11 protein-coding genes are annotated in these 12,381 nt (G+C 60.2%); 6 read left to right on the top strand and 5 right to left on the bottom strand.

All coding sequences use genetic code 11. From position 1 onward, the window contains the following. Positions 1 to 53: 53 nt before the first annotated feature. Positions 54 to 470, top strand: coding sequence for a malonate transporter subunit MadL (gene madL, locus EJA70_RS22120; RefSeq protein ID WP_008083127.1), 417 nt, complete (start codon positions 54 to 56; stop codon positions 468 to 470). Position 471: 1 nt separating this feature from the next. Beyond that, positions 472 to 1,236, top strand: a complete 765-nt coding sequence (gene madM, locus EJA70_RS22115; protein ID WP_095049482.1) for a malonate transporter subunit MadM — start codon at positions 472 to 474, stop codon at positions 1,234 to 1,236. A 189-nt stretch (positions 1,237 to 1,425) separates the two neighbouring features. Here the strand turns inward: madM and EJA70_RS22110 are convergent, their stop codons facing one another. Then, a complete protein-coding gene (locus EJA70_RS22110) occupies positions 1,426 to 2,346 on the bottom strand; it encodes a LysR substrate-binding domain-containing protein (RefSeq protein ID WP_158833508.1) in 921 nt (306 codons plus the stop codon). 162 nt (positions 2,347 to 2,508) lie between these two features. On the opposite strand from EJA70_RS22110, the gene EJA70_RS22105 reads away from it, so the two are divergent. Further along, entirely contained in the window at positions 2,509 to 3,126 is a 618-nt protein-coding gene (locus EJA70_RS22105; RefSeq protein ID WP_007913708.1) for a hemolysin III family protein, read from the top strand. 111 nt (positions 3,127 to 3,237) lie between these two features. On the opposite strand, the gene EJA70_RS22100 is transcribed toward EJA70_RS22105, so the two are convergent. Beyond that, a complete protein-coding gene (locus EJA70_RS22100; protein WP_099757406.1) occupies positions 3,238 to 3,957 on the bottom strand; it encodes a 16S rRNA (uracil(1498)-N(3))-methyltransferase in 720 nt (239 codons plus the stop codon). A gap of 209 nt (positions 3,958 to 4,166) precedes the next feature. After that, entirely contained in the window at positions 4,167 to 5,573 is a 1,407-nt protein-coding gene (locus EJA70_RS22095) for an adenosylmethionine--8-amino-7-oxononanoate transaminase (RefSeq protein ID WP_007913711.1), read from the bottom strand. Between the two features lie 222 nt (positions 5,574 to 5,795). Here EJA70_RS22095 and EJA70_RS22090 point away from each other — a divergent pair, with 222 nt between their 5' ends. The 3 genes from EJA70_RS22090 (at position 5,796) to EJA70_RS22080 (ending at position 9,071) form a co-directional block, all read left to right on the top strand. Next, positions 5,796 to 7,565, top strand: a complete 1,770-nt coding sequence (locus tag EJA70_RS22090; protein ID WP_158833506.1) for a flavin monoamine oxidase family protein — start codon at positions 5,796 to 5,798, stop codon at positions 7,563 to 7,565. 347 nt (positions 7,566 to 7,912) lie between these two features. Continuing rightward, positions 7,913 to 8,464, top strand: a complete 552-nt coding sequence (locus tag EJA70_RS22085; RefSeq protein ID WP_007913713.1) for a cytochrome b — start codon at positions 7,913 to 7,915, stop codon at positions 8,462 to 8,464. Between the two features lie 31 nt (positions 8,465 to 8,495). After that, the gene (locus EJA70_RS22080; RefSeq protein ID WP_008083105.1) at positions 8,496 to 9,071 is read left to right on the top strand and encodes a YceI family protein; all 576 of its coding nucleotides are present in this window, start codon (positions 8,496 to 8,498) and stop codon (positions 9,069 to 9,071) included. A 323-nt stretch (positions 9,072 to 9,394) separates the two neighbouring features. On the opposite strand, the gene EJA70_RS22075 is transcribed toward EJA70_RS22080, so the two are convergent. After that, a complete protein-coding gene (locus EJA70_RS22075; RefSeq protein ID WP_008083103.1) occupies positions 9,395 to 11,275 on the bottom strand; it encodes a DEAD/DEAH box helicase in 1,881 nt (626 codons plus the stop codon). Positions 11,276 to 11,497: 222 nt separating this feature from the next. Beyond that, a complete protein-coding gene (locus EJA70_RS22070) occupies positions 11,498 to 12,310 on the bottom strand; it encodes an ABC transporter substrate-binding protein (protein ID WP_158833504.1) in 813 nt (270 codons plus the stop codon). Between the last annotated feature and the right edge of the window lie 71 nt (positions 12,311 to 12,381).

Below are 12,381 nucleotides of genomic sequence, written 5' to 3'. Positions count from 1 at the left end.
AAGCTTCGAACAACAAAAACAACATTCGACGATGCACTTTGAGGACTACAACAATGATTATTTACGGTGTGGCGCTGCTCGCGATCTGTACGCTGGCAGGGGTGATCATGGGTGACATGCTCGGCGCGTTGTTGGGCGTCAAATCCAATGTCGGCGGGGTCGGCATCGCCATGATCCTGCTGATCTGCGCGCGGTTGTGGATGCAGAAACGCGGCGGTATGACCAAGGATTGCGAGATGGGCGTCGGCTTTTGGGGCGCGATGTACATTCCGGTGGTGGTGGCGATGGCCGCGCAACAGAACGTCGTCACCGCGCTGCACGGCGGCACGGTCGCAGTGCTGGCGGCGATTGGTTCGGTGGTGGTCTGCGGTTTTACGATTGCGCTGATCAGCCGCACTCACAAGGGCGAGCCACTGCCTGACGAGCCGGCGGAAATCTCCCCGGTCGGCACGCCAGTAGGAGGCCGCTGATATGTGGGATCTCATCGAGAAAGGTCTGGAACACAACGGCTTGGTCACTGCCTTCGCTTTTGTCGGCGTGATCATGTGGGTGTCGGTGATTCTGTCCAAACGCCTGACGTTCGGACGCATTCACGGCTCGGCGATTGCCATCGTTATTGGTCTGGTATTGGCGTGGGTCGGCGGCACCATGACCGGCGGGCAGAAAGGCCTGGCGGACCTGACGTTGTTCTCCGGCATCGGCCTGATGGGCGGGGCGATGCTGCGTGATTTTGCGATTGTGGCCACGGCGTTTGAAGTGCAGGCGACCGAGGCGAAGAAGGCCGGGTTGATTGGTGTGATTGCGCTGCTGCTGGGCACGATTCTGCCGTTCATTGTTGGCGCGTGCATGGCCTGGGCGTTCGGATATCGCGATGCGGTGAGCATGACCACTATTGGCGCGGGCGCGGTGACTTACATTGTCGGGCCAGTGACGGGCGCGGCGATTGGCGCGACGTCGGATGTGATGGCGCTGTCGATTGCCACCGGGTTGATCAAGGCGATTCTGGTGATGGTCGGCACGCCGGTCGCGGCGCGCTGGATGGGCCTGGATAACCCGCGTTCGGCGATGGTGTTTGGTGGTTTGGCCGGGACTGTCAGCGGCGTTACAGCTGGATTGGCGGCGACGGATCGGCGGTTGGTGCCTTATGGGGCGTTGACGGCGACGTTCCATACCGGGCTGGGGTGCTTGCTTGGGCCATCGCTATTGTTCTTCATTGTTCGCGGGATTGTTGGCTGAAGATCAAAAGCCCCTCACCCTAGCCCTCTCCCGGGGGGAGAGGGGACTGACCGGGGTGGATGGAGGAGGTACATCGACCTGAAATTTCTGAGTGGAACTCAGGTTCTGAGAAGCCCCCGATCTGCTCCCTTTCCCCCTCTACCCCTTGGGGGAGAGGGCTGGGGTGAGGGGGTAGCTCTTGATCTTGATCTAAGCCCCAGCCTGCCGATTCGCATACATCCGGCACTCCGCCAACAACGCCAGCAAATTCGGATCGCGCTCCTTGGCTTTCAAAAACACCACACCGATGTGCTGCTGCAACCGGTACTTCTCCTGCAACGGAATCAGCTTCACCCGGTTCTCGTACACCGCCGCAATCCGCCCCGGCAGCAACGCATAACCCACTCCCGAGCTGACCATGCTCAACAGCGTGAAGATGTCATTCACCTGCATCGCCACCTTCGGCTCGAACCCCGCCTGCTTGAACACCCGCACACCGTCCTGATGGGTCGCAAAACCTTGGGTCAGGGTGATGAAGGTTTCATCGCGCACCTCAGCCAGATCCACTTCACTGCGCTGGGCAAACTTTGAATCCGCCGGAGTGGCGAGGAAGATGTCGTCGGAAAACAGCGCAATCTGCTCGCAATCCGGGTCGTTGATGCTGTCGTCCAGCGACACCAGAATCGCGTCGACTTCCATGTTTTTCAGCTTGTAGAGCAGGTCAATGTTCGAGCCGAGGATCAGGTCGATGTTGAGTTCGCTGCGACGGATTTTCAGGCCCATGATCAGCTGCGGTACGGTTTTCACTGTCAGCGAGTACAGCGAGCCGAGTTTGAAGCGTTCAGCGGAGAACCCCGCGGCTTCGCGGGTCAGGCGCACGCTTTCGACCACGTCGTTGATCAGCTTCTGCGCGCGTTCTTCCAGCACGTAAGCACTTTCCAGCGGCGTCAGGTTGCGGCCTTCGTGTTTGAACAGCGGGCAGCGCAGGGCGCTTTCCAGCGAATGAATGGCGCGGTGCACGCTGACGTTGCTGGTCTGCAACTCGGCAGCAGCACGGGCGAGGTTGCCGGTGCGCATGAAAGCGAGGAACACCTCGAGTTTTTTCAGGGTCAATTCTTCGTCGATCAGCATGGCGCGGACTCTTTTTGGTATCGGCCGATTGTGCACGGAAGATCAAAAGATCGCAGCCTTCGGCAGCTCCTACAGGGGATCGTGTTCAACAGAAACATTGCGCTTTTACGCTCAAGGCCGGAGCCTTGCGCGCTGCGGTAATGAATATGAGGTAAGCAATACATGTATCACGGAGAACGATTGAACGCCTGGACCCATCTGGTCGGGGCAGTGGCGGCTTTTGTCGGCGGCGTCTGGATGTTGGTGATCGCCTGCCTCGACGGCAGCCCGTGGAAGATTGTCAGTGTGGCGATTTACGCGTTTACCTTGCTGGTGCTCTACAGCGCCTCCACCGTGTACCACAGCGTGCGCGGGCGCAAGAAAGCGATCATGAAGAAGGTCGATCACTTTTCGATCTACCTGTTGATTGCCGGCAGCTATACACCGTTCTGCCTGGTGACCCTGCGTGGGCCGTGGGGCTGGACGTTATTCGGGATTGTCTGGGGGCTGGCGCTGATCGGCATTTTGCAAGAGATCAAACCGCGCTCGGAGGCGCGGATTCTGTCGATCGTGATTTACGCGGTGATGGGCTGGATTGTGTTGGTGGCGGTGAAGCCGTTGATTGCGGCGCTGGGCACCACCGGGTTTGCCTGGCTGGCGTCGGGCGGGGTTTTGTACACGGTGGGGATTATCTTTTTTGCCCTTGATCACCGATTGCGACATGCGCACGGGATTTGGCATTTGTTTGTGATCGCGGGGAGCTTGCTGCACTTTGTCGCGATTCTGTTTTATGTCCTGTAGCCCGAGGCGCGGCCAATCGCTGGCAAGCCAGCTCCCACAGGGTTTAGCGTTGTTCACGGATGTTGTGGCCAACAAGGATCCTGTGGGAGCTGGCTTGCCAGCGATGAGACCCTAGAAATCACCCCAAAGCTGTTGGGCCACAGCCAGAGCGACCACTGGCGCAGTCTCGGTGCGCAACACCCGCGGGCCAAGGCGGGCGGCGTGGAAGCCGTTGCTTTTGGCCTGCTCGACTTCGGCATCCGTCAAACCACCTTCAGGCCCGATCAGAAACGCCAGCGTCGCCGGTTTGGCATGACTCACCAATGGCTCGGCCACCGGGTGCAGCACCAGTTTCAACTCGGCTTCGGTCTGCTTGATCCAGTCCGCCAGCAACACCGGCGGATGAATCACCGGCACCCGCGAACGACCGCATTGTTCGCACGCACTGATCGCTACCTGACGCCAGTGCAGCAGGCGTTTGTCGGCGCGTTCGTCTTTAAGGCGGACTTCGCAGCGGTCACTGAAGATCGGCGTAATTTCATTTACGCCCAGCTCGGTGGCTTTCTGAATTGCCCAATCCATCCGCTCGCCTCGGGACAAGCCCTGGCCGAGGTGGATGTGCAGCGGTGATTCGACCTGGCCGGCGAATTGCTCGTCGATCTGCACGGTCACGCGTTTCTTGCCGACTTCCAGCAGGGCGCCGCGAAATTCATGGCCGGAACCGTCGAACAACTGCACCGCATCGCCCTCGGCCATGCGCAGCACGCGGCTGATGTAATGCGCCTGGGCCTCCGGCAATTCGTGTTCGCCGGTGCTCAGGGGAGCGTCGATAAAGAAGCGGGACAGTCTCATTTCGGGTCTCTAAAAAAATGGCGCGTAGTCACTGAAGTGAAGAGCTTTTGTGGCGAGGGGATTTATCCCCGATCGGCTGCGCAGCAGTCGTGAAATCAGAGAATGCGATCATTCTGGTTCACCGCGATTGCTGATTTTAGGGCGGCTTCGCCGCCCATCGGGGATAAATCCCCTCGCCACAGGGTTCTTTTCAAACCTTTAGATGGCAATCAGCCCGGATCGCGGAAGCCGGGGTGGAAGTCTTTTGGCACGGCGACGCTGACGCTGTCACGCGTGGCAATGTCGATGCCTTCGCTGGCGACTTCAGCAAGGAAGTCGATCTGCTCCGGGGTGATCACGTACGGCGGCAGGAAATACACCACGCTGCCCAGCGGTCGCAGCAACGCGCCGCGCTCCAGCGCATGCTGGAACACCTTCAAACCGCGACGCTCCTGCCAAGGGTAGGCCTCTTTGGTGGCTTTATCCTTGACCATCTCGATGGCCAGCACCATGCCGGTCTGACGCACTTCAGACACGTTCGGGTGATCGACCAGATGCGCCGTCGCCGAGGCCATGCGCTGGGCCAGGGCCTTGTTGTTCTCGATGACGTTGTCCTGTTCGAAGATATCCAGCGTCGCCAGTGCCGCCGCGCACGCCAGCGGGTTGCCGGTGTAGCTGTGCGAATGCAGGAAGGCGCGCAAGGTCGGATAGTCGTCGTAGAACGCGCTGTAGACCTCATCGGTGGTCAGGCACGCCGCCAACGGCAGGTAGCCGCCGGTCAGGGCTTTCGACAGGCAGAGGAAGTCCGGACGAATGCCGGCCTGTTCACAGGCAAACATCGTCCCGGTGCGACCGAAGCCGACGGCGATTTCATCGAGGATCAGGTGCACGCCATAACGGTCGCAGGCCTCGCGCAGCAGCTTCAGATAAACCGGGTGATACATGCGCATGCCGCCAGCGCCCTGAATCAACGGCTCGACGATCACTGCCGCAACGCTGTCATGATTTTCTGCCAGGGTCTGTTCCATCGCGGCGAACATGTTGCGCGAATGCTCTTCCCAGCTCATGCCTTCGGGGCGCCCGTAGCAATCCGGGCTCGGCACTTTGATGGTGTCCATCAGCAGCGCTTTGTAGGTTTCGGTGAACAGCGGCACGTCGCCGACCGCCATCGCTGCCATGGTTTCGCCGTGGTAGCTATTGGTCAGGGTGACGAAGCGCTTTTTGTTCGGTTGGCCGCGATTGAGCCAATAGTGAAAGCTCATTTTCAGCGCGACTTCGATGCAGGACGAACCGTTATCGGCGTAGAACACCCGGTTCAGGCCTTCCGGCGTCATCTTCACCAGACGCTCGGACAGCTCGATCACCGGTTGATGGCTGAAACCGGCCAGAATCACGTGCTCCAGCTGATCGACCTGATCCTTGATGCGCTGGTTGATCCGCGGGTTGGCGTGGCCGAACACGTTGACCCACCACGAGCTGACCGCGTCGAGGTAGCGCTTGCCTTCGAAGTCTTCGAGCCAGACGCCTTCGCCGCGCTTGATCGGGATCAGCGGCAGCTGTTCGTGGTCTTTCATCTGGGTGCAGGGATGCCACAACACCGCGAGGTCGCGTTGCATCCACTGGTTATTCAGGCCCATTTACAGTCTCCTCGAGGCGGCTCGCGTCAGGCGCGGGCAAACAATCGCGCAAGCCTATGCAATGCATCGCGCGGGGACAACCCATTGTGTCGATTGAGCTACTTTGTATGAGCCGATAGACGTCGCTGGCGGCGTTTTGATGGCTAACGTATTCTTCGCGGTTCTTTGGGTCGTCTGACCCGCATAACTGCTTTTTTCTGTGTTATTTCCGGAGTTCGCTGAATGTCTGTCGGTTGGCTGCGCGCCTGTGCGCTGGTGATGTTGGGGCTGTTCAGCGTTACGGCGCTGGCCAAGGATAAAACCGCAATCGTGATCGGTGGTGGCCTGTCGGGCCTGACCGCTGCCTACGAACTGCAAAACAAGGGCTGGCAGGTCACGCTGCTGGAAGCCAAACCGAGCCTGGGCGGTCGCTCGGGCATGGCCACCAGCGAGTGGATCGGCAACGACAAAACGCAGCCGGTGCTGAACAAGTACGTGTCGACCTTCAAGCTCGGCACCACGCCGGCACCTGAGTTCGTGCGGACCCCGGGCTACCTGATCGACGGCGAGTATTTCTCCGCCGCTGATCTGGCGACCAAGCAACCGGCCACCGCCGACGCCTTGAAGCGCTACCAGAAAACCCTCGACGATCTGGCACGCTCGATCGACGACCCGCAGAACCCGGCGGCGACCAACACCCTGCACGCACTGGATCAGATCACCGTATCGAGCTGGCTCGACAAGCAGAACCTGCCGGCCACCGCGCGTCAGCTGATCAACCAGGACATCCGCACTCACTACGACGAGCCGTCGCGTCTGTCGCTGCTGTATTTCGCTCAGCAGAACCGCGTGTATCGCGGCATCTCTGACCGTGACCTGCGCGCATCGCGTCTGGTCGGCGGCAGCCAGGTGCTGGCGCAAGCGTTCGTCAAACAGATCAAAACCATCAAGACCAACTCGCCAGTGTCCGCGATCACCCAGGACAAGGACGGCGTGACCGTCAAGGTCGGCAGCGTTGGCTATCAGGCTGACTACGTGGTGTTGGCCGTGCCCTTGCGTGCACTGAACAAAATTGCGCTGACGCCGGCACTGGATGCTCAGCATCTGGCGGCGATCAAAGGCACCAACTACGGCTGGCGCGACCAGATCATGCTGAAGTTCAAGACGCCGGTGTGGGAAAGCAAGGCGCGCATGTCCGGCGAGATCTACAGCAACACCGGTCTCGGCATGCTCTGGATCGAACCAGCCCTGAAGGGCGGCGCCAACGTGGTGATCAACCTGTCCGGCGACAACGCTCGTGTCATGCAGGCGTTCGGCGACAAGCAGATGGTCGATCAGGTGCTGATCCGTCTGCACGCGTTTTATCCACAGGCCCGTGGCTCGTTCACCGGTTATGAAATCCGTCGCTACAGCACCGACCCGTCGATGGGCGGCGCTTACCTGGCTTACGGCCCGGGCCAGATCAGCAAGTTCTGGCGCCTGTGGGAACGTCCGCTGCAACGCGTGACGTTCGCTGGCGAACACACCGACACCTTGTACCCGGGGACCCTGGAAGGCGCACTGCGCACCGGCCAGCGTGCGGCCAGTCAGGTTGAAGATCTGGCGGCGGGCAAATCGTTCGAGCCAGCCAAAGTGGTTCCGGCTGCAGCAGCGGCAGGCGCGGCGGGTGCCGTGGCGGCGAAGAAGGGCAACTTCTTCAGCAAGCTGTTTGGTGGTTCGGATGACGAGAAGAAGCCTGAGCCAGTGAAGGCGCCAGAGCCTGCACCTGCTCCGGTCGCTCCAGCACCTGCGCCGACCCCGGCACCTGCGCCAGCTCCGGTGGAAGCGCCAAAACCTGCGGCACCAGTGAAAGCTGCACCGGCGAAGAAAGCGGCGGCCAAGCCTGCGGCGAAGAAGCCGGCGGCTAAAACCGAAGCGAAAAAGCCTGCGGCGAAACCGGCAGCGAAGAAGGCTGAGCCGGCGAAGAAGCCAGCGGCCAAGCCTGCGGCAACGACCGAGACCAAGGCGCAGTAAGCCTTGCGGTGAATGAAGAAGCGCGGCCTTTATGCCGCGCTTTTTTTTGCCTGTGAGGGCCCCATCGCTGGCAAGCCAGCTCCCACAGGTTTCTGAGGTGAACGCAGGATTTGTGAACGCCACCGACCACTGTGGGAGCGGGCTTGCCCGCGATGAGGCCTGTCCAGACAGCGCATCATCAGGATCTTCCACCTAACATCCCGCCACACTTTTCTCTTTAATCTTTCCTTAACAAGCCACTTACAGACTCTTGATCGTATTTCTCGATATTTCAAAGCGAAATTTTCCGCTTTAATTCGATAGATAACTCGCTAGTCTTGGTTCGCAGTTCTCACAGGATTTGGGCAATGCAGCTACGTAACTCTTCTTCGCGCTATGGTTGGGTCAGCATCTTCATGCACTGGGGCGTGGCGCTGGTGGTCTTCGGGCTGTTCGCGCTGGGTTTGTGGATGGTCGGGCTGGATTACTACAGCAGCTGGCGCAAAGAAGCGCCGGATCTGCACAAGAGTATTGGCCTGGTGTTGCTGGCCGTGATGGTGTTGCGGGTGCTGTGGCGCTTTATCAGCCCACCGCCGCCGACGCTGCAAAGCTACAGCCGCATGACCCGTATCGGCGCCAAGTTCGGCCACGGGTTTCTGTATCTGGCGCTGTTCGCTGTGATGCTTGCCGGTTACCTGATTTCCACCGCAGACGGTGTCGGGATCCCGGTGTTTGGCCTGTTTGAAGTTCCTGCACTGGTTTCCGGACTACCGGATCAGGCAGATACCGCCGGGGTGATTCATCTCTGGCTGGCGTGGGCGCTGGTAATTTTTTCCGGTCTCCATGCGTTGGCAGCATTGAAGCACCACTTTATCGATCGTGATGCGACCCTGACGCGAATGCTCGGTCGCAAAGCCTGAAATTCAACCTCGACTCAAAGGAAAAGAAAGCATGTTGAAAAAGACTCTGGCCGCTCTGGCAATCGGTTCTGCACTGCTCTCGGCCCAGGCCATGGCAGCGGACTACAAAATCGACAAGGAAGGTCAGCACGCCTTCGTTGACTGGAAAATCAGCCACCTGGGTTACAGCTTCATCCACGGTACTTTCAAAGATTTCGACGGTACGTTCTCGTGGGATTCGGCCAAGCCTGAAGCCAGCAAGATCGCTGTAGACGTGAAAACCGCCAGCCTGTGGTCGAACCACGCTGAGCGTGACAAGCACATCGCCAGCAAAGACTTCCTCGACGTGGGCAAGTTTGCTGACGCCAAGTTCGTTTCCACCGCCGTTAAATCGACCGGCGAAAAGACTGCTGACGTGACTGGCGACCTGACCCTGCACGGCGTGACCAAGCCAGTAACCTTCAAGGCTACGTTCAACGGCGAAGGCAAGGATCCATGGGGCGGCGAGCGTGCTGGCTTCAACGCCAAGACCACCCTGAACTTGAACGATTTCGGGATCAAGGGCCCAGGTCCTACCTCGCAAACTGCGGATCTGGACATCTCGCTGGAAGGCGTGAAAGTTAAATAACTTTCCCCCTGCCACACAAAAACGCCCCCGGTTGAAAGGCCAGGGGCGTTTTTTATTGCCCGCCACAACACTAATCCCTGTGGGGTCGGGCTTTTTGTGGTGAGGGGATTTATCCCCGATGGGTCGCGCAGCGGCCCAAAAACCTGCAACCGAGGGGTATCAGGCACACCGCATTGAATGGTTTTGCGACTGCTTCGCAGCCGATCGGGGATAAATCCCCTCGCCACAGGGTTGGTGTGCACGGGGGGGCAGGGATATTCGCGGCGTCCATAAAAAATGCCCCGGCTCTTGCGAGGCGGGGCATTTTTCATTGCAGCGTTAACTCAGCGATTGCGGGTCAGCAAGGCTGGTTTTTCGCCACGCGGGCGGCTTGGCAGTTGATCGAGCTGCTCAGGCGTTGGAAAGCGGTCGGCTTTCGATTCCTTGTGCATGATCTTCGGGCCAGTGCTGCGCGGGTTTTGCACGGCCGGTTCGCTACGTGGCTGATCGTCACGGGCTGGACGACGGTTGCGCGACGACGATGCGTCATCGCGACGCGCCGGCTGACCATCACGCGGTGCGCCGTTGCGCGGGCCGCTGCGTTTGGCTGGCGGGGTGCCGGTGCTCGAACCGTTGCTGTTGCGCGGACCGTTCTGGCGACCTTGCGACTGACCGCCGCGTGGTGCGCCCGAACCTGCGCCAGCACCTTGAGCCGGTGCGCCTGGACGACGGCCGCGACCGCCAGCCGGGGCAGGCTTTGGCACGTAGTCAACGCGGTTACCGAAGTTATCCACATCGTCATCGAGGAACTCGTCCGGCGCACGATCAGCTGCCGCACGCGGCGGCTGGCTCGGACGCTGTTCACGGGCCGGAGTGCCTTCGCGCGGTTTCTGCTGACGGGCAGGGCGCTCGCCACGTTCACCGGCCGGCTTCTCTTTGCCCTTGTCTTTGCCTTTGTCTTTACGACCGCCGCCACCGCCGCCGCCATTCGGCCCGTCGCCGCGTGGGCCACGTGGATTGCGCGGGTTACGCACGTCCGGACGCTCACGCACTTCCGGCTTCTCGGCTTCAATGGTGCTCGAATCGAAGCCCATCAGGTCGCCGTCGGCGATTTTCTGCTTGGTCATGCGTTCGATGCTTTTCAGCAGTTTTTCTTCGTCCGGCGCGACCAGCGAAATCGCCTCGCCCGAACGACCGGCACGGCCAGTACGGCCGATACGGTGAACGTAATCTTCATCGACGTTCGGCAGTTCGAAGTTGACCACGTGTGGCAACTGATCAATGTCCAGACCGCGCGCGGCAATGTCGGTGGCAACCAGAATGCGTACCTGGTTGGCCTTGAAGTCGGCCAGCGCTTTGGTGCGCGCGTTCTGGCTCTTGTTACCGTGGATCGCCACAGCCGGCAGGCCGTGTTTGTCCAGGTACTCGGCCAGACGGTTGGCGCCGTGCTTGGTGCGAGTGAACACCAGCACCTGTTCCCACGCGCCGGCGGTGATCAGGTGCGCCAGCAGCGCACGCTTGTGGCTGGCCGGCAGACGGAAGACGCGTTGTTCGATGCGCTCGACCGTGGTGTTCGGCGGCGTCACTTCGATGCGTTCCGGGTTGTGCAGCAGCTTGCCGGCAAGATCGGTGATGTCCTTGGAGAACGTCGCCGAGAACAGTAGGTTCTGACGCTTGGACGGCAGGCGCGCGAGGACTTTCTTCACGTCGTGCACGAAACCCATGTCGAGCATGCGGTCGGCTTCGTCGAGGACGAGGATTTCCACGTGGGACAGGTCAACGCTGCCCTGGCCGCACAGGTCAAGCAAACGACCCGGGCAGGCAACGAGCACGTCAACACCGCGGGACATGGCCTGAACCTGTGGGTTCATGCCGACGCCGCCGAAGATGCAGGCGCTGACGAATTTCAGGTCACGGGCGTAGATCTTGAAGCTCTCGTGTACCTGGGCCGCGAGTTCGCGGGTCGGGGTCAGGACCAGTACGCGCGGTTGGCGCGGGCCATGACGCTGGGATTTGTCCGGGTGACCGTTGGGGAACAACCGCTCCAGGATCGGAAGGGCGAAACCGCCGGTTTTACCGGTACCTGTCTGAGCCGCCACCATCAGGTCGCGACCTTGCAACACGGCGGGAATGGCCCGCTGTTGCACCGGAGTAGGCTCGGTATAGCCCGCATCTTCGATGGCGCGGACTAAAGCCTCGGAGAGACCGAGGGAAGCAAAGGACATGAGTAATCCTGTTTTAGTTAGGGCTTGGCCCAATGGGAGTCTTGCCTGGCGCGAATCACGTTTAAGAGGACGCAATCCCGTCCGGTCCTGCTGCGGTTCCGAAGGCACGTCTGGAGCGCTCGCGCGGGCTGGGAGGCTGCGCTGTAGCGGGTCGAGAGGCCTGTTACGGTTCCGGGCGTCCGGGCGTGAGCCTGGCGGGAACGCCGGAGTATAACAGAGCAATCACTGCGCGCTGCTTTCCTGCTGCTCAACGGTTTTACTGCTAGCCGAGGCATTGCCCAGCGGCGTGACCTCGGACGGGGCGGCGCCGTAGCGTGTGCTCAGCTCCGCATACGCCGGTTCACGCTTGAAACGTTTGAGTTCGGCACCGAAACGCTGCACCAGCAAATCCATGCCGGCATTGCGCCGAACTGCCAAAAACTGGCTTTGACGACTAATAACGGTTGGATTTTCACTGATCTGATCGCGAATATTCAATTCATCGAGCAAGTGCTGACCAACGCGGCGATCGGTGATCAACAGGTCGATGCGACCGCGCACCAGTTTGCCGAAGTTGGCTTCGTGGGTCGGCGCCGGCTCACGAGTAAACAGCGTCGAATTGTTGAAGTCGGGGCTGTACAGATAACCCGGTGAGGTGCCGATGGTCAGGCCCTTGAGTTGTTCGAGTTTGCTGAACGGATGCGGCCGGGCGTTGGCGTAGAACATCACGAACTCGACGTCCGACAGCGGTTCGCTCGGGTAGAGCAGGGTGGCATCGCGCTCGTCGCTGTGAAAAATATCCAGCGCGCCATCAGCCTGACCGGTCTCCAGCATCGACAGGCAACGCTTCCACGGGAGGAATTGCCATTCCACTTCGATACCCAGACGTTTAAAGACGATGGCCGTGGTTTCGTAGTCGAGACCGAGGTTCCTGCCGTTCTCTTCATAGACGTAAGGCGCCCACGGCTCGGTGACAATACGCAGCTTCTCGCCCCGAGCGGCGAAGCTCAGGCAAGCAAAAACCAGCACGGCGAATAACTGCGTGATCAAAGGCATGGCTTGAGATTACGACGAGAAACGCGAAAGAGCCAGAAAGTGCCGGCACAAGCTCTGTTTCGGGCATTTAA

Source organism: Pseudomonas sp. PB103, from assembly GCF_009764635.1.
Classification (GTDB): Bacteria; Pseudomonadota; Gammaproteobacteria; order Pseudomonadales; family Pseudomonadaceae; genus Aquipseudomonas.
This window is presented reverse-complemented; position numbering and strand designations above follow the sequence as displayed.